The sequence below is a fragment of the Mucilaginibacter sp. P2_A5 genome (assembly GCF_056404995.1).
In genome coordinates this window covers 21,012-39,546 of sequence record NZ_JBFUCY010000015.1, presented here as the reverse complement: position 1 = coordinate 39,546, position 18,535 = coordinate 21,012, and the positions used below count along the sequence as shown (strand labels likewise).

Genomic DNA, 18,535 nt, shown 5'->3' with positions numbered 1-18,535 from the left:
TCTATTATTCAATCTTAATTCGGTCTCCGGCAATATTGGCATTGCTTGATAAACCTGGGCCTGCAGCCCTGTTAAAGTTCATGTTATGGTGATTTTAAATTAACACAAAGCTAATGTTCTCTATATAATTTTACCGCTTTAAACCGAATACATCGTATAGTAATATGACTAAGGTCAAAGTGGGCACAAAGATTTTATGTTTATTTATAGCCTGGCTATATTTCATTTTTTCATGCTTGTATGTTACAAGGTGCCCAAACCTTAACCAAACCACCAATACTAAAAGCGATATTGAATTAATTTCCGGTACCGGGGAGTTAAATAATGGTAGTATCTCAAAACATAAAAACGACAAATCTACTCCCGCAGCTTTTCTGTCAAGACCGCGGGTTATTTTTAGTAAAAATATTTTTATTTTATTAAAAGCTCCATTTATTAATCTTTTTTGTAGTCCCACAAAGCAATTAATATATAAAAGCCCCCTTGAAGGCTTCTGTTTGGTTAACAAACTTTTTTGTAAGGGCAAAGCCCTTTCCATTTTCCAGTCCTGGAAAATTTGATCATTCCCCGGATTTATTGATCTGCAAAAATCAAGAGATTGATTAGTTCAATTTTCAATTTGTTTTAGCGTTAAAATTGCCCGCATTGTTGTAACTACAGTATAAACATATTGATTTCACATTTTTTAACGAAATGTAGGTTTTAAACAATTATCGGGTTCACCATTGTCAAATTATCTAACATGACCTTTATCGATTCAAAATTTTCAAATACGGATAACGAACTCGCAAACTTCGCCAAAGCACTTGCCTTACCGGTAAGGGTTGCTATCATCCGGATGATAATTGCCAACGGCAATGCCATAACCAAAGATAATTTTTGCGAGATACCGTTTCATCATGAGACTATAAACAAGCATCTCTCCGAATTAAAAACCCTTGGAATAATAAATATTACCGGCCATAAAGGCAACATAAAATACAATGTGGACGCGCATTTATTTGAACAAATGGCATGCAGATTCGCCTACTTATTTAACGGAATACACAACCTGGCAAGCACCTGCAGTGCAGAAGCCGTGCCGGGAGAGCTTAACTGTTAATACGAAGCTTCTTTAAAAGTACATATATCAGCACCACAGGGGCTACAGGTAACGACTTTATATTGAGCCCGTATTGAGAAGAAGTTTTTTCGCGGGAGTTACCTATCAATATCAAACCGGCAGCCGGTATAAAAATCATAAGGCAAACAAGCCACATTGCAGGGCCGCCTAACGCCTGCCAGCTTAACAACATCATGATAAGATAGCTAAACCCTAACAGTACGAAAAGCATGGTGTATGAAATAAGCGGCGAAATACGCAGGTAATAATAAACCGCTATCGTGATAGCAAATGATGCCCAGTTAAAATACCCGTTGTATGTTCCTAAAAATTTAAAGTGGGGAAAGGGAATTGCCCATAGTAACCCGAATATGCTAAACATTAGCAGCGGCACACATATGTAATGTATCACCTGATTAACTGGGTCCTGGTGGCTTAAAGCATACCTATCGATGTACCGCCGGGCAATACTTTCATTAGCTTTGGCATCCGCTGATGCCCCACCTTTATTGCTTGCTGTTTTTTTGCTGGTCACGGTACAAATATAAAACCCTTCCGGGTATAAGCCGAAAGGGTTTGCATTGATTTTTTATTTTAATTATTTGGCAAACGCCACCGAACGGGTTTCCCTGATTACGGTAACTTTTATCTGGCCGGGATAAGTCATTTCGGTTTGAATCCGGTTTGAAATATCGGCAGCCAAAACTTCTGATTGCGCATCGCTGATTTTTTCACTTTCAACAACTACACGCAGTTCGCGGCCGGCCTGGATAGCAAATGTTTTTTCGACACCTGGGTATGATAAAGCCAGCTCTTCCAACTCTTTTAAGCGTTTGATATAGCTTTCAACCACCTCGCGGCGTGCACCCGGACGGGCGCCCGAAATAGCATCACAAGCCTGGATTATCGGCGACAGCATAGAAGTCATTTCTATCTCATCGTGGTGAGCTCCTATGGCGTTACAAACTTCAGGATGTTCTTTATATTTTTCGGCTAATTGCATACCCAAAATAGCGTGTGGCAGTTCCGGGTTATCATCAGGCACCTTACCTATATCATGCAGCAAACCGGCACGTTTGGCCATTTTTACGTTAAGGCCTAACTCGGCCGCCATGGTGGCACAGAAATTGGCAACCTCGCGCGAATGCTGTAACAGGTTTTGGCCGTACGATGACCGGTAACGCATCCTGCCAACCATACGGATCAGCTCAGGGTGTAAACCATGGATACCCAGGTCGATAACAGTACGTTCGCCTATTTCAACAATTTCTTCTTCAATTTGCTTTTTGGTTTTGGCAACCACCTCTTCAATACGCGCCGGGTGGATACGGCCATCTGTTACCAAACGGTGCATGGCCAACCTGGCAATTTCGCGCCTTACCGGGTCAAAGCCCGATAAGATGATAGCTTCCGGGGTATCATCCACAATAATTTCGATACCGGTTGCAGCTTCCAAAGCACGGATGTTACGGCCTTCGCGACCGATGATACGGCCCTTGATCTCGTCATTCTCGATATTGAAAATAGATACCGTGTTTTCGATAGCACTTTCGGTAGCGGTACGCTGTATGGTTTGGATAACTATCTTTTTAGCCTCTTTGGTAGCCGTGAGTTTAGCCTCGTCAACAATATCTTTTATCTGGATCATGGCCTTGCTGCGGGCTTCCTCGCGCAGGTTATCAACCAATTGGTTTTTAGCCTCCTCGGCCGATAGGCCGGCAATGGTTTCCAGCTGTTGCAGGTGGGAGTTTTTCAGAATATCAACCTCTTCTTGTTTTTTAACAACAATTTCGGTTTGCTTCTCCAGGTTTTTGCGGGTGTTATCCAGCTCACTTTCCTTACGGTTCATGTTCTCCAGGCGCTGGTTTAATGATTGCTCTTTTTGTTTTACACCGTTTTCGCGCTGGTTAATGTTGTTGTTTTTGTTGGTTACTTCCTGCTCATGTTCTGCTTTCATTTGCAAAAACTTCTCTTTGGCTTCAAGCAACTTGTTTTTCTTCAGGATCTCGGCATTGTTTTCGGCATCTTTTAATATTTTCTTCACTTTATTTTGTGCCGATGTTTCCTGGTCTTTAAAAAGCTTCCGTAACAGGAAGCGGCCAATACCGATACCAATAAAGGCACCAAGCAAAAGCCCGATTATTCCGTATAGTAATATGTCCATTTTAGGTTTATTGGGTATGTATGTATATAAAAAAAACCGCAACTAATTTTCAAGTATCATGTATTTAAAAACCTCATTTCGGATATTGGAATCATGGGTTACGCTAATACTTGTAGTAACGCATGCCTCTTTGATCCGCTCATATTGAAGCGTTAAGTTTTTAATAGTGAAACCTAAAATTTAACTGCGGTTAAATCTTAAATGTGCTCTGTATATTATGTAAAGAACGTTTATTACTTCGAAAAAAATTCGTTCAGCAAGTGGTCTAACTGGTATACCTTTTCGGCAACATCGGTATCTTCGTTGCTAACCTTTTTCTCTGCTTTTAACGATGATGTGGCATAATGCAACACACACATCGAAAGCAAATCCTGCTTATCCCTAACCGCATAATTTTCCTGATATTCTTTTATCCGGTCGTTAATTAGTTTAGCCGCCCTGCGTATTATTTCTTCTTCTTCCATGTTTACCTTTAAGGGGTAAACTCTGTCAGCAATATTTATTTTTATTGAGATTTCTCCCATTGAGCTTTTCACTTTTTGTACTATTTTTTCAATAATACAATACACTTATCTATTTCCTGCACAAAGTCGTTAATTTTTTGCTTAATGTCAACACTTTTCTCATTTGTTTCTGAAAATGATTTTGCAAGTTTCAATACACGAAGCTTTTCTTCCAGGTCCTTCGTCTTATTTTTACTTGCATCAAGTGCAACGGTAAGCGCCTCACTCTCCAGCTTCAACAGGTCATTCTCCTCCTGTAAAGCAGCACAAAGCTCAATTAACCTTTCGGTTTTATCAACTATTTTGTTTAACTGTTCTGCTACTGAAGGCATTTTTTATTTAGTGAATTAGTGAGTTAGTGAATTAGTGAGTTTTTAATTAGCGGTGAATCAATGATTGAATTAATTAATAAACTTTTGTATTAAATCACTAATTCACTAACTCATCAATTCACTAATTACTTCCTTATCTCCGCTCCTGCTTCTTTTCCTAAATTATAAATTAATTTTTGCATTACCGAGTCGATGGCTTTATCGGTCAGCGTTTTTTCAATATCCTGGATGATGAAACTCAGCGCGTATGATTTTTTACCGGCAGGCAATTTATCGCCCTGGTAAACGTCAAATACACTTACCTCCTTTAAAAGCTTACGCTCGGTACGCTGCGCAATCTGTTTTAACTGACCAAACGAAACCGACTTATCTATCAGCATGGAAAGGTCGCGCCTTACGGCCGGGAATTTAGAAACTTCCTGGTAAACAATCACGTTTTTGCGTACGGCGTTCAGCACCATATCGAAGTTAAAGTCCGCATAAAAAACCTCCTTATCTACATCGGTTTTTTTCCGGGCATTAGCACCAACCGGACCAAACTTAACCAGTTGTTTACCATTCAGCGAGTATTGTAAACCGAAGGCCAGTTTGCTGCAGGTAGCATCTTCAACCACAAAATCGGTAATGTTCAGGCGCTGCAAAATACCATCAACAATTGCCTTCAGGTTATAAAACGAAACCGGCTGTTGCTTTTGGTTCCACTGTTCGGCAGCATCGGCGCCGGTGATGAATATCGAGAAGCGTTGTACCTCGCTATATTTATCGTCCTTAACGCTGTACACTTTACCAAATTCATAAAACTTTAAATCGGCCGCACGGCGGTTTTGGTTGTAGGCGATAGCTTCTAATCCTGAAAACAGCAGGCTTTGGCGCATTACATCCAGGTCGCTGCTCAACGGGTTCAGGATTTTTACAGCCACATCCAGATTATCTGAATAGGCCGATTTAGTTAAGGAGTTTGACAGGATCTCGTTAAAGCCATTGGCACTCAACAAATCCGAAATCTGGTTTTGAACCGTGTCCTTCTCCTTTTTTTGCGAATTGTTAAGCGATGCCCTGATTTGGGTTGGAATATGGATATTGTTATAGCCGTAAATACGCAAAATCTCTTCCACAATATCAACCTCGCGGGTTACATCAACACGGTATGGAGGAACTTCCAATGATAATGAGTCCGCAGTTTCACCCACTATCTTAATGTCAAGTGCCTCGATGATCGCTTTGATCTCGCCATGGGTAATTTGCTGGCCGATGAGCCTGTCGATATTTTTATAAGTAACCTCGAAAGCGAAAGGCGCAACGGGGGTTGGATAATGGTCAGAGATTTGCGACGATATTTTACCTCCCGCAACTTGCTGAATAAGCAAAGCGGCACGCTTTAAAGCAAACACAGGCATATCCGGATCGGTACCACGCTCAAAACGGAACGACGCGTCGGTTTTTAAACCGTGGCGCTTGGCCGTTTTACGTACTGATACCGCGTTGAAATAAGCACTCTCCAAAAAGATTGTTTTGGTAGATGACTTAACACCAGATTTTGCACCGCCAAAAACACCAGCAATACACATGGGCTCTTCGGTGTTGCCAATCATCAAATCATTTTCTGATAGTTTGCGGTCAACATCATCCAGCGTTTTAAATATCGTTCCTTCGGGATAGTTTTTAACCAGTACTTTACCGCCTGTTATTTCATCAGCATCAAACGCGTGCAATGGTTGCCCCAATTCGTGCAATACATAATTGGTAACATCTACAATGTTATTGATGGAGCGGATGCCTATTACAGCCAGTCGCTCTTTTAGCCATTTTGGCGAATCTTTAACCTCAACACCGCTGATGGTTAAGCTGGCATAACGGGGGCTTGCCTGCTCATTCTCTACCACAACCTCGATGGTGCGGCTGGTGTCATCAACCTTAAATGCGCTTACATCGGGTTTCCTGACCCCTATTTTCAAAAACGCGGCAATATCGCGGGCCGTACCCAGGTGCGATACAGCATCGGCACGGTTAGGTGTTAAGCCTATCTCGTACATATAATCATCGTGCAGCTTAAAGTAGTTTTTGGCTGGCGTGCCTACTACAGCATCTTCATCCAACACCATAATACCGGCATGATCGGTACCCAGGCCTATCTCATCCTCAGCACAGATCATCCCTTCGGATACCTCGCCACGAATTTTCGACTTTTTTATAGCGAAAGGCTCGCCAACGGTTGGGTATATGGTAGTGCCTACGGTAGCTACAACCACTTTTTGGCCTGCGGCCACGTTATGGGCACCACAAACAATTTGCAGGTCTTCAGGACCGCCTACGTCAACTTTGGTAACATGCAGGTGATCTGAATTGGTATGGGCAATACTCTCCTTTACAAAACCAATCACCAGGCCTTCCAGGCCGCCGGGAATGGGTTGTACTTTCTCCAGGCTCTCTACCTCCAAACCGGTACCGGTAAGGATGATCGAAATTTCCTGCGGAGTTTTATCGGTATCAATAAATTCTTTAAGCCAGTTATACGATATCTTCATTATTCAGAAATGATAATCGGCAAAGATATAAAGATTTCGGATGTGGGAATTGGGATAATTTGAGGATTTGAAAATTTGAAGATTTGAAAATGCTTAAATACCGTTTTTTACGAGAACTGAAATGTGAATCCATTTTCAAATCTTCAAATTCTCAAATTTTCAAATCAAATTTACATCATCTCCGAATCTGCCAAACTCACAAATCCATTATCCGTAATAATCAAATGATCAAATACACTTATATCCAGCATCCTGCCTGCGGCAGATAGTTTTTTCGTGAGCATAATATCTTCCTGGCTGGGTTTCAGATTTCCGGATGGATGGTTATGAACCAGGATCAGTCCGCTGGCCTGGTATTGCAGGGCGGCGTGGAAAATAATTTTAGGGTCGCAGATGGTGGCGGCCAAACCGCCTTTACTAATCAGCTCTTTACCCAACACTTTTTGCGAACGGCCCAATAATATGATCCAGAATTCTTCGTGGTTCAAATCCATCAGATGGCGGCGCATAATGTTGTAACCATCGCGGCTGGAGTTGATATAATCGGGGGCCAGGCTTTCGGTATCGTTACGGCGGCGGCCAATTTCAAGGGCGGCAATAATGGAGATAGCTTTGGCCTCACCTATCCCTTTAAATTTAGAAAGTTCTGATATTGAAGCTTTTCCTAACTTATTCAGGTCATTATCGTAATGGTGCAGGATGCGCTTGCTCAGTTCAACGGCGGTTTCATTGCGGCTGCCCGAACCTATCAGGATGGCAATCAGTTCGGCATCTGTTAGCGCGCGGCGGCCCTGGCCGCTGAGTTTCTCGCGCGGACGGTCGGCCTCGGCCCATGATTTTATACCGATCTTAGTTTCGTAGTTTTCCACGGCATTAATGTATGAAAAAGGATGGAAACAAAAAAAAGGATCATACCAATGGTACAATCCCTTTTTTATATCGTTAAAAGCTAAGTTTAGCTTAAGCCGTTTACAAATTTAGTAAGCTTCGATTTATTGTTTGAAGCTTTATTTTTGTGAATAACATTCTTTTTAGCCAAACGATCAAGCATAGAAATCACTTTACCTAACAATGCAGAAGCATCAGCTTTAGTTGTAGTGGTTCTTAATTTTTTAATAGCGTTCCTGGTTGTTTTTGCCTGGTACCTGTTGCGCAGACGCTTCGCAGCGTTTGACCTGATTCTTTTTAAAGATGATTTATGATTTGCCATCGTATAGCTTGTTATTCTTTTTTCTACTTATTTTAAGGACTGCAAATATAGGGCGATATTTTGATTATTGCAAATGCTATTTTAAAAAAGTTTATTGGTTGATTGGGTTGGATTAGGTTGATTAAGTTGGGGTTATATGGCAAGTTAGTTGATTAGTTGATAGGGTTAGATTAGGTTGATTAAGTTGCTGTTACAAGGCAAATTAGTTGATTGGTTGATTGGGTTAGATTGAGTTGATTAAGTTACTGTTATAAGGCAAATTAGTTGATTGGTTGATTGGGTTAGATTGAGTTGATTAAGTTACTGTTATAAGGCAAATTAGTTGATTGGTTGATTGGGTTAGATTGAGTTGATTAAGTTACTGTTATAAGGCTATAAAAAGATAAAACAATCTACTCCTGTTGACATTATTATTAGTGTTCAACTGTTTTAAAAAAACAATCCAACTCAATCTAACCCAATCAACCTAATCAACTCAATCCAACTTAATCAACTCAATCAACTTAATCCAACCCAATCAACCTGACAATGACCAACAACAGCACAACCAGGTTTAGCAACCGGGTAGACGACTATGTAAAGTACCGGCCGCACTACCCCAAAACAATTGTGGAATTTCTGGAAGACAATTATGAGCTGTCGGTCGGCAAACTTATCGCCGATATTGGCGCAGGTACCGGCATCTCTACCGCCCTGTTCCTGGATGCCGGATATAAAGTTATCGCCATTGAACCCAACAAGGAGATGCGTGCTAAATCGGTTGAACTATTGGGTAACTATCCCGGCTTTAAGGCCATGAACGGCACCGCCGAAAATACCGGACTGGAAACCGGCAGCATCGATTTCATCATAGCCGGCCAGGCCTTCCATTGGTTCGACCGGGAAAAATCGAGGGCGGAGTTTAAGCGGGTGCTAAAGCCTGGCGGGATTGTAGCGCTGATATGGAACGAGCGAAAAACAACTTCGGATTTTGAGCTGGAGTACGACCAGCTTATCATTAAGCATGGCAATGATTATGTGCAGGTTGATCACCGGAATATCAATGACGAACAGATCGAAGCCTTTTTCGCTCCCCAACCTTTCCTGCTCAAAGTATTTCAAAACAAACAGGTTTTTGATTTTGAAGGATTGGCCGGCCGGCTGCTGTCATCATCATACATGCCCACCCGCGACGAGGCCGGTTACGAGCCAATGATGAACGACCTGAAAATCCTTTTCGACAGATATCAACTGGATGGTTTTATTACTATTAATTATGATACGAAGGTTTATGTGGGGAGATTTTGCCCAAAAAATTAAAAGCACCGCCCAAAAAAACCAAAACTTAAACCCATATTTACCGTCATGAAGCGGGCCATCGTTTTAAGTTTATCGGGTATTGGTTTAATATTGCTGTGCTCCTCCTGGGGTTTCTTCGCGCATTACCGCATCAACAGACTGGCCGTTTATACCCTGCCTAAAGGCATGATAGGTTTTTACAAGGCAAATATCGATTACATTACAGAACACGCCATAAGCGCCGATAAACGCCGCTACGTGGACTCTACAGAAGCTCCCCGCCATTTTTTTGATGCCGACTATTATGGTAAAAAACCATGGGCCGCGATGCCGCAAAAGTGGAAGGACGCCGCCGCAAAATATACCGCCGATACCTTAAACAAATACGGCACCGTTCCATGGACCATCCAATACCAGTACTATAAACTGGTAAGGGCGTTTAAGGCCCGTGACACACTGGCTGTCCTGAATACATCGGCCAACCTTGGGCATTATATTGCCGATGCTCATGTGCCTTTGCACCTTACCATCAACTACAACGGGCAGTTTACCAACCAAACCGGCATCCATGCGTTATGGGAAAGCCGCATACCCGAACTTTTTGCCGATAAGTACAATTTAAAGGTAGGCAAGGCCCGCTACATCGAAAACCCATTGGCCGAAGCCTTCCGGATTTGCAGGACATCATTTAAAAGCGTGGATACGGTTTTACGTTTCGAAAGGATATTGAACAAAAGCTTCCCGGCCGGTAAAAGGTACGCCATGGTGTTGCGTGGCAAAAAAGAGGTTAAAGACTACTCGGAAGCCTATAGCTTCGCGTATCAAAAAGCATTGAAAGGCATGGTAGAGCGGCAAATGCGGGCATCCATATTATCGGTAGGCAGCTTTTGGTATTCGGCCTGGGTAGATGCGGGGCAGCCAACATTGCCGGCAAGGCCCCTCCTAAATCTCCCTCGGTAGGGAGGACTTAAAAAAAGATTGAAAGTCTCCCCTACCGGGGGAGATTTAGAGGGGGCTTATACAATATGACAATGGTTTTGTAGTTTTAATGTTCAACAAATCAATTACATGAAAAAATTAATTCCTGCTATAATTTCTTTTACCTCGTTCATTTGCCAGGTATCGGCGCAAAACTGCAGCCCTTTCATCAGTAACGTAAACGGCAAAAAATTCACTTACGTTAACCAGGGCGGCGATAGCAAGCCAATGGGGTCGATGGTGTGCAATACCAGCAAAAAGGATGCTGCTACCGTAAACGCCAGGATAGAGCTGTTTGATAAAACAGGCAAATCAATGGGTACTGGAAATTCCGAAATTATATGTACCGGCCAGGTCATAAAAATTGACATGAAAACATTTATCCCGGCAGCATCCTTAAAGCAATTAGGCAATATGGAGATGACCGGCGACACCAAATACCTCAGCTACCCCATCAACCTTAAAACCGGGCAAAAGCTTGACGATGGTGCCCTTAACATTAACGTTGGGAGCAATGGCACGCAAATGGGGCAGGTACAATTGAATATCAATAACCGCAAGGTTGAAAAGCAGGAGAAGGTAACAACCAAAGCCGGCAGCTTTGATTGTTTTAAAATCACCAACGATATCATTTTCAGGATTAGTATGATGGGCACATCCATCCCCTTTCAAATAAAAGTTATTGAATGGTTTGCGCCAAAACTTGGCCGTTTTGCCAAATCAGAAACCTATGGCAAGGATGGCAAACTGGTGGCAACAACTTTACTGGATTCGGTGAATTGAGAAGTCTTAATCTTTCATTTAAGCAAAAACGCTATCGCTGAATTGAACGCTCCTTGTATTTAATCACCGAAGATAAACTTTCGGGTTTGTTTAAAGCATTTAGCCCGGTTGATTCGTCACATAACTACAAATCTGCATAATATACGGTAGTTTTAGCAACTTACCACCCCGCAATAGGGATGGAAATGCCTGTCTGTCGGCAGACAGAGATACCGGCCAATGTGGCTAAGGCCTGTGCGCCTATGAATGTGCCCGGGCCGCAGGCATTGCCCTGAATGTACTTTGTGCTTCTTCCGTGGGCAAAACAAAAAGATTATTAAGGATCAATTTGTTTTATCAGTATTGGTAATACTCCAAATGTTATCTTCGTAAAAAATATTGAACAATGGCAGAAAAAACACCTGACTGGGATGGCGAAAGATTGGAAACATTTATTTCGGGATCAACCGCGATAGAACATTTGCACCGTTATGGCATTGCACAGCAACTTTGTTTGGGCAAACAGGTATTGGATGTTGCAAGTGGCGAGGGTTATGGTTCCAATTTACTTGCCAAAGTTGCTTCATCGGTTACGGGTGTGGATATATCTGAAAAAGCTATATCGGATGCAAAGAAAAAGTATCATACCCCAAACCTGACTTTCCACATCGGCTCATGCAACGACATACCACTGCCCGAAAATTGTGTAGACGTAGTAGTTAGTTTTGAAACCATTGAACATCATGCCGAACACCAGAAAATGCTTAGCGAAATAAAGCGTGTTTTGCGCCCTGATGGTATACTGATAATTTCGACGCCCGACAAAAAAAATTACTCGGATGCTACCGGATACAACAACCCCTTTCATGTTAAAGAACTTTATACTGATGAGTTCAGGAATTTGCTGAAAGAATACTTTGCAAACCTGGATATCTATTATCAGCGTATACTCAACGGTTCGCTTGTTATATCTGATGCAATAATAGCCGGTTGCACACACTTTTTTGGCGACTATGAAAATGTCTCATCAACAGCCGATTTCCAGGCCGTTTATAACATCGCCATTGCGTCAAACGCTACACTCCCCCGTATAGGCACGTCAATCTTCCCCGATGCCGATGTTTGGCAGCAGGTTGCCAATGATGCTATTAACCGTGTTAAAGCTTCAAACAGTTATCGTTTGGGTAATTTTTTGCTGAAGCCATTAAGTCTTCTCAAACAATGGACCTCAAAGTCTCGGTAATTATACCTAACTATAATCATTCTGCTTTTCTTAAAAGGAGGATCGAATCTGTATTAAATCAAACCTACCCTGCCTTTGAGGTGGTTATACTCGACGATTGTTCTACCGACGATAGTCGTACTATTATTGAACAATTCCGGCATCATCCGCTGGTGGGTGCTATTATTTATAATGATCACAATAGCAAGAGTCCTTTTAAACAATGGTTAAAAGGAATTGCCGCCACAACGGCCCCTTTTATATGGATTGCCGAAAGTGATGATTATTGCGAACCGGCGTTTCTTGAAACCATGATGGCACGTATGATGGCAAATACTACTAACGTATTGGTTTATTGTGGCAGCAATGTAGTAAACGAAGAAAATACAAAACTGGATTTTGAGCAGTGGGGAAAAGAATTGAATTTAACAAAATGGGAAAAGGATTATCAAAATAACGGCATCGACGAAATAAGAGATTACCTGGCTTACAAAAACATTATCGTTAATGCCAGCGCCGTTATATTTACCAGGGCGGCCTTTGAAACCATCAGCCCGGCGTTGTTTACCAACTTAAAATATGCCGGCGACTGGATGATATGGGTTAATTTACTCAACCAGGGAACAATTGGTTATGTGGCCGAAAAGTTGAACTATTTCAGGATTCATAATACAACCACCCGCTCATTAAAATCAATTAACGATGAAATACTGAGAATTAAAGAATATTTCACTATAATTAATTACATCCAAAATAAGTTTGAGCTAAAACCCGAAACAAGCAAACACAAATGGATAATTGACGAATGGATAAGCAAACTACCACTATTTAGCACCAAAAATATCCTGACATTTTTAGTACCTCCGTTTAGTTTAAAATACAAACGCATGTTTTATGCTGCCTTATACAACAAGCTAAAGCAAAGGTTGCACCGCTGATAGGTGCCGCGGGCATTGCCCTGAATATATCTTCGCTTTTTTTACCGAAAATTAATCCTGGTACCTGGTACTAACTACCCGATAATATCACTGGTAAATTAATTTAGCACGTTGTTTTCGGATTGTAAAACACTTTTATATTTTTACAGCTACCATTTAAACTACTTATGATTACCAGGAGACATTTTATTAAAATTAACAGCGTGGCTACCGCCGGTTTAGGCCTTGGCGTTATACCTGCAACAAGCTGGCTGGGCAAAGCCGCACCGGTATTTGAAAGCCACCGCCCCAAACCGGCCGACCGTAAGTTCACCAGCAAAGCGGTTGAAGCCACCATCCAAAAAGTTAAGGCGGATATTAAAGACCCGGAAATAGCCTGGCTTTTTGAAAACTGCTACCCAAATACTTTAGATACCACGGTAAATTATTCAGAAAAAGACGGCAAACCCGATACGTTTGTAATTACAGGTGATATTTTTGCCATGTGGATGCGCGATTCATCGGCACAGGTTTGGCCGTACCTACCGCTGATAAAAAACGACCCGGCGCTTAAAAAAGTGATCCAGGGTGTGTTGAGCCGCCAGGCAAAATGCGTGCTGATTGACCCTTATGCCAACGCCTTTAACCAAGGCCCAACCGGCAGCGAGTGGGACAGCGACTTAACCGATATGAAACCCGAACTGCACGAGCGCAAATGGGAAATTGATTCGCTTTGCTATCCTGTGCGTTTGGCCTACAATTACTGGAAAATAAGCGGCGATACCAGCTTTTTTGACGAAACCTGGCAAAAGGCAGGTAAAACCATACTGGATACCTTTAAGGTACAGCAACGCAAAAACGGCAAAGGCCCGTACCATTTTCAGCGTAAAACAGAAACCGCCAGCGATACCGCGCCAAACAGGGGTTACGGCAACCCGGTGAAACCGGTTGGATTGATTTGCAGTATTTTCCGTCCGTCGGATGATGCTACCATTTATCCTTTCCTTATCCCCTCAAATTACTTCGCGGTTACCAGCTTAAGGCAAATGGCCGAAATGTATAGTGTGATAGGCAAGGATGCCAAAACAGCCGCCGAATGCAAAGCCCTTGCCGCCGAAGTGGATGCCGCGCTAAAAAAATACGCGGTAGTAAATCATCCAAAATACGGCAAAATTTTGGCTTTCGAGGTGGATGGTTATGGCAACCAGTTGCTGATGGACGACAGCAATGTACCCAGCCTGCTGGCCCTACCGTACCTGGACTCGTTGCCGGTTACCGATCCATTATATCAAAACACTCGCCGTTTTGTGTTAAGCCTGGATAACCCCTACTTTTTTAAAGGCAAAGTTGCCGAAGGTATTGGCGGCCCGCACGTAGGGATTGATTTTATATGGCCTATGGCTATCACCATGCGCGCCCTTACCTCGACAGATAAGTTGGAGATTACCCGCTGCCTGCATATGCTTAAAAACACCCATGCCGGTACAGGTTTTATGCACGAAGGTTTCCATAAAGACAATGCCAGCAACTTTACCCGCAAATGGTTTGCCTGGGCCAATACGCTGTTTGGCGAACTGATTGTGAAACTGCACGCGCACCACCCGGATTTGTTGCAGAAGATTTTTTAAAAAAACTATAAAATTAAAATGCAGAAGCTGTCACTTTTTAAGTGGCAGCTTTTTTTTTAATTACCGACGCTATATTTTAACATATAATTAATATAATATATCTATTAAATATCCTTATCTTTAAAACTGGTTTAACAAACCTGTTATTCAAGCCCATAAACCTAAACAGTTATCAAAATTAACCTTAAATCAAAAAAATGAGAAAAACAATTAAAGCGGTAATCACATCGGTGGTGTTATTGCTGTTAGTCGGCCCTTTGGCAGCCCAGTCGGTTTCCTACAAATCGGGTATGCTTAGTGTTGATGGCAAAGAGATTGCCAAAATAGTTAAACTTAAAGCGGGGTTTGCCCAGCCTGCCAACTATGAGTTATATGCCATGAGCGGTGAAAAACTGATCATAGCCGTTTTGGCCAGCGATTTGCCACCTGATCCTCAAAACAATACCGACTTTTACTATCGCTTCTCTTTTTTAACAACCAGCCAGGTAGGCTTATTTACACTGAGTATATTAAGTGCCGAAAAATCTTTTGCTAAACTGATAGGCCAAAGCGGGATAATAGTTGACGATAAGCTTAACGAGGCAAAAATAAACGAATTTATAGCGCTGAAAAGCAAAAATCCTATTGTACGAACAGAATACAATATTGTAAAAAGAAACATGATGTTTCCTGTTATGATAAAAGACGACAACATGATTTACCAAGGGATGGAACCCATTGGTAAGTTTAAAAATATTTCATCGGGGCCCGAGGGTGATACTTATGAATTTAGCCTGCCCGATGGTTTGATAGTTGCCAAGGTGAGTTTTACAGGTGGTAACAGCGCATCTAAATTTATTATAAACACAAAAAAGGATAACCAAATTATGCCTTATACCATTGCGCCCGATGGATTTGGTAAAACCATTATTTCATCTGCTTCGGTAGATAAAAACGAACATACCATATTAAGAATAGCCAAATGGCTGGTAAACGGAAAATATATGTAGTGTTAAGGCATAAGTACCAAGTCTGAAGTCTCAAGTACCAAGTCTGAAGTCAGAAAAGCAAAACTGACTTAAGACTTCAGACTTCGGACTAAATTTACTTTTCTAAAATAGCGGCCTCCCCAACATGGCATTATAAAACAACAACGAAACCAGCACAAAATAAATTAAGGCAAAAATAACCGCCGGTCTGGCATTTTTAACCCTGGTAAAAACCACAAACAGGGGCGCAATTTGCAGGGCATGCAGGCCCATAAAATGGGCTATCCGTAAATCGCCGGCTATGCGGCTCCAGTTAAAAAGCGGCAGGCCCGGGCCGCCATCGGCAGCGCCCACGGTATGCGCAAGGCGCGATGCCATTAAACCACCTTCAAGTGCGAAGATGCAGGCCATGATTATACCCAGGCGGATGGCCCACAGCAAAGCGGGCGTTAATTGTACCGCCTTCACCTTAAGAAACCTTATACCCATATATAATGCAAACAGGGTTTGCGATACAATCACTATCCCCATCGCACTAAATACCACTGCATTATAGGCGCCCGACGTGTTGTAGTGCGATAGCTGCCCTCTTGCAGCTTGCGTGGCAATGGCCAGCATTTCAAACGTCATGGCGAAAACCGTAAAATTTACAAAGCGTTTTTTAAGCCGCTCAAACGGCAGGTATTGTAACAGCAAGGGCCAGGTTAGGCAATATATGGCGATAGAAATGGCAAATTTGATAGGCTTTGTCCATAGGTTGATACCCATTAGCTGGCGGTGATCAAATTGGGCTATAATGCACATCAGGGCAAACAAGGCCAAATGCCCTAATGCGCAGTAGTATAAAGCCGGACTGATGGTCCTGATACGGGCGAATAAGGTTTTCATTTTGAGGATTTAATTTTGTAAATGATTTGATAAAGCAAATAGCCGCAAGGGCCAAACATAAAGGTGAGCGCCAGGCAGGGTATAACCAGCCAATGCGGGACTGCCGAGGCCCTGGCCGATTTAACGATGGAAAAACCTATCAGTAAATCAAAAGCGAGGTAATGAACCCAGCCCGCAAGCAACAGGCCATCATTACTAAAAAGTATGCGAACTTCCTGTATCGACCCAAAGCCACCACCGTTGATACTAAAAAAGCCGGCAATGTAAATGCAGTAAATTACCGAAAGCAATAAGGGGACAGCGGTGTGATTAACTAACCACTGCGTAATTTTCCATTGAGGAATGATAATTAACAACAGCCATTGCAAAGCCGCGACGGCGCTAACGATAGAAAAAACCTGTGCCGGATTCATATTTGTTTTGATTTAGTTGTATCTATTAATCAAATGCGCTATACATCAATCTGTTGAATTGAAAATCAATGCAAGAGCTTTAAGCTTTGTGCATTCTGCTTTAAGCTTTGTAAAGCACAGCACAAAACTGGCGCTAATAGCTTAGCCCAAAAATGATATGGGGTTAAAAAAGGAAACTGATTTATTAACCTAAGTTAACTTTTAGCGTTTGCCAGCCTGGCCCTGATGCGGCTAAGGCTTTGCGGCTGAATACCCAGGTACGAGGCAATTAAATGCTGGGGCAGCCTTTCAAATATATGAGGCTGTTTGGTAAGCAGGTCGAGATACCGGTCTTCGGCTGATTGTAGTTTTAAATTCCGATTGTTTTTTGCAGTGTCTATAAATAACCTTTCGGCTATGATGCGGCCAAACCGTTCAAAGCGCTGGCTATGGTTATACAACGCCTGCATATCGGCATAGCTCAGGGTAAACAGTTCGCAATCTTCCAGGGCTTCAATAAAATCATGCGATGGGGTTTGCAATAAAAAGCTTTCATAATCGCCAATCCATTCCCCCTCAAATGCAAAGCCTAAAGTATTGTCGCCTTTCTCGTTGCGCGAAAAATATCTTAAGCCGCCTTTGAATACAATGACCATACTTTTGCAAACCTGGCCCTGTTTTAAGTAAAAAGCATATTTTTTTAAGCTTAACGGCTTAAGCCTTTGCATAAATAAAAAAAGCTCCTCGTCGGTAAAATCAACCAGTGCGCGTAATGATTGGGTGATGATTTCGTACATGGTAAAACCTGCTTGCCGGCGGCCAAATTTTATTGAAAAACTGTTTGGTCAAATATACATGAATAATTGAACCGGCTGTTTGATTTAAGGAGCATGGTTATGGGCAAATCGCTTTTAAATTTTCATTGTCAAAATATAAAGCAGATATTATGGATGATACGGTATCTTTTTGCTTCGGCATACATTGCAGGGCAGGCAAAAAATCCTCCAAAAAAACAACATCCCGAAATATGAAAAGAAACGTACCAATTAATTAACTGCCGACAGATAAATCCGGGAACATCAAATAGATTGGATAATTTCAATTAATAAACTCAATAAATTAATAATATACCGAACTGATACTATAAGTTGATTTTAATAATATTTTAAATACATATTATTAAGATATGCAATTTATCAATTAAGCATAATCATAATATACTAAGAAAAAACCATTACTTTAATACTATATAATTAGGCATTAAATACCTGCACAGACTTCAAAATGTGGAAAAAAACCACTGTAAAGGCACTATTTTTCGCCTATAAAAATTTTTAATTAAAAAAAAACCTTATAGCTTAGCTTTAATTAAAAACAATAGACCTCATAATTTAAAAGGAGTAATTAAATGAAAAAATTTACCGAAGTAAAGGAGCTTGTAGCTTCTTTAGAGGCTGACGCCGACAAATTCTACAACAAAGGAAACAGCGCTGCCGGAACCCGCGTTCGCAAAGGCATGCAAGATCTTAAAAACCTGGCACAGGCTATCCGCCTTGAGGTTCAGGAGGCGAAAAACAAGGAAAGCTAAGGAAGAATTTTGATCAATCTAATTCCCCTAATAAAAAGCCCGGTTACAATCAATAACCGGGTTTTTTATTAAATCAAA

General features: G+C 41.7%; 20 protein-coding genes. 9 read left to right on the top strand and 11 right to left on the bottom strand.

Going from position 1 to position 18,535, the window contains the following annotated elements; genetic code table 11:
- Positions 1–130: 130 nt before the first annotated feature.
- Positions 131–538, bottom strand: a complete 408-nt coding sequence (locus AC1DXF_RS14530; RefSeq protein WP_477449457.1) for a hypothetical protein — start codon at positions 536–538, stop codon at positions 131–133.
- A gap of 204 nt (positions 539–742) precedes the next feature.
- On the opposite strand from AC1DXF_RS14530, the gene AC1DXF_RS14525 reads away from it, so the two are divergent.
- Entirely contained in the window at positions 743–1,102 is a 360-nt protein-coding gene (locus AC1DXF_RS14525) for a hypothetical protein (RefSeq protein WP_477449456.1), read from the top strand.
- On the opposite strand, the gene AC1DXF_RS14520 is transcribed toward AC1DXF_RS14525, so the two are convergent.
- From AC1DXF_RS14520 to rpsT, 7 genes are all read right to left on the bottom strand, one after another.
- Positions 1,092–1,637, bottom strand: a complete 546-nt coding sequence (locus AC1DXF_RS14520) for an Mpo1 family 2-hydroxy fatty acid dioxygenase (protein ID WP_477449455.1) — start codon at positions 1,635–1,637, stop codon at positions 1,092–1,094. The genes AC1DXF_RS14525 and AC1DXF_RS14520 overlap by 11 nt on opposite strands.
- A gap of 63 nt (positions 1,638–1,700) precedes the next feature.
- A complete protein-coding gene (rny, locus tag AC1DXF_RS14515) occupies positions 1,701–3,266 on the bottom strand; it encodes a ribonuclease Y (protein ID WP_477449454.1) in 1,566 nt (521 codons plus the stop codon).
- 233 nt (positions 3,267–3,499) lie between these two features.
- A complete protein-coding gene (locus AC1DXF_RS14510; RefSeq protein ID WP_477449453.1) occupies positions 3,500–3,790 on the bottom strand; it encodes a cell division protein ZapA in 291 nt (96 codons plus the stop codon).
- A gap of 20 nt (positions 3,791–3,810) precedes the next feature.
- Positions 3,811–4,101, bottom strand: coding sequence for a hypothetical protein (locus tag AC1DXF_RS14505; RefSeq protein ID WP_147056325.1), 291 nt, complete (start codon positions 4,099–4,101; stop codon positions 3,811–3,813).
- 125 nt (positions 4,102–4,226) lie between these two features.
- Entirely contained in the window at positions 4,227–6,626 is a 2,400-nt protein-coding gene (gene pheT / locus AC1DXF_RS14500; protein WP_477449452.1) for a phenylalanine--tRNA ligase subunit beta, read from the bottom strand.
- Positions 6,627–6,796: 170 nt separating this feature from the next.
- A complete protein-coding gene (radC, locus tag AC1DXF_RS14495) occupies positions 6,797–7,495 on the bottom strand; it encodes a RadC family protein (protein WP_477449451.1) in 699 nt (232 codons plus the stop codon).
- A gap of 86 nt (positions 7,496–7,581) precedes the next feature.
- A complete protein-coding gene (gene rpsT, locus AC1DXF_RS14490) occupies positions 7,582–7,836 on the bottom strand; it encodes a 30S ribosomal protein S20 (RefSeq protein WP_477449450.1) in 255 nt (84 codons plus the stop codon).
- Between the two features lie 528 nt (positions 7,837–8,364).
- On the opposite strand from rpsT, the gene AC1DXF_RS14485 reads away from it, so the two are divergent.
- The 7 genes from AC1DXF_RS14485 (at position 8,365) to AC1DXF_RS14455 (ending at position 15,610) form a co-directional block, all read left to right on the top strand.
- Positions 8,365–9,135 (top strand): class I SAM-dependent methyltransferase, encoded by a 771-nt coding sequence (locus AC1DXF_RS14485; protein ID WP_477449449.1) that lies wholly within the window; start codon positions 8,365–8,367, stop codon positions 9,133–9,135.
- A 45-nt stretch (positions 9,136–9,180) separates the two neighbouring features.
- Complete coding sequence (locus tag AC1DXF_RS14480) at positions 9,181–10,074, top strand: zinc dependent phospholipase C family protein (protein ID WP_477449448.1); 894 nt, start codon at positions 9,181–9,183, stop codon at positions 10,072–10,074.
- Positions 10,075–10,182: 108 nt separating this feature from the next.
- Positions 10,183–10,875: a TapB family protein gene (locus AC1DXF_RS14475; protein WP_477449447.1), complete on the top strand. Its 693-nt coding sequence runs from the start codon at positions 10,183–10,185 to the stop codon at positions 10,873–10,875.
- Positions 10,876–11,260: 385 nt separating this feature from the next.
- Positions 11,261–12,097, top strand: coding sequence for a class I SAM-dependent methyltransferase (locus AC1DXF_RS14470; protein ID WP_477449446.1), 837 nt, complete (start codon positions 11,261–11,263; stop codon positions 12,095–12,097).
- On the top strand, positions 12,076–13,014 hold the full coding sequence (locus AC1DXF_RS14465; protein WP_477449445.1) for a glycosyltransferase: 939 nt from the start codon (positions 12,076–12,078) through the stop codon (positions 13,012–13,014). The genes AC1DXF_RS14470 and AC1DXF_RS14465 overlap by 22 nt, the downstream gene beginning before the upstream one ends.
- Before the next feature lie 167 nt (positions 13,015–13,181).
- The gene (locus AC1DXF_RS14460) at positions 13,182–14,621 is read left to right on the top strand and encodes a glycoside hydrolase family 125 protein (protein ID WP_477449444.1); all 1,440 of its coding nucleotides are present in this window, start codon (positions 13,182–13,184) and stop codon (positions 14,619–14,621) included.
- 197 nt (positions 14,622–14,818) lie between these two features.
- A complete protein-coding gene (locus AC1DXF_RS14455) occupies positions 14,819–15,610 on the top strand; it encodes a hypothetical protein (RefSeq protein WP_477449443.1) in 792 nt (263 codons plus the stop codon).
- Positions 15,611–15,712: 102 nt separating this feature from the next.
- On the opposite strand, the gene AC1DXF_RS14450 is transcribed toward AC1DXF_RS14455, so the two are convergent.
- The 3 genes from AC1DXF_RS14450 to AC1DXF_RS14440 form a co-directional block, all read right to left on the bottom strand.
- Positions 15,713–16,477 (bottom strand): hypothetical protein, encoded by a 765-nt coding sequence (locus AC1DXF_RS14450; protein WP_477449442.1) that lies wholly within the window; start codon positions 16,475–16,477, stop codon positions 15,713–15,715.
- Positions 16,474–16,890: an ABA4-like family protein gene (locus tag AC1DXF_RS14445; RefSeq protein WP_477449441.1), complete on the bottom strand. Its 417-nt coding sequence runs from the start codon at positions 16,888–16,890 to the stop codon at positions 16,474–16,476. The genes AC1DXF_RS14450 and AC1DXF_RS14445 overlap by 4 nt, the downstream gene beginning before the upstream one ends.
- Before the next feature lie 194 nt (positions 16,891–17,084).
- A complete protein-coding gene (locus AC1DXF_RS14440) occupies positions 17,085–17,666 on the bottom strand; it encodes a Crp/Fnr family transcriptional regulator (protein ID WP_477449440.1) in 582 nt (193 codons plus the stop codon).
- A gap of 611 nt (positions 17,667–18,277) precedes the next feature.
- On the opposite strand from AC1DXF_RS14440, the gene AC1DXF_RS14435 reads away from it, so the two are divergent.
- Positions 18,278–18,457, top strand: coding sequence for a histone H1 (locus AC1DXF_RS14435; protein ID WP_090652322.1), 180 nt, complete (start codon positions 18,278–18,280; stop codon positions 18,455–18,457).
- Positions 18,458–18,535: the final 78 nt, after the last annotated feature.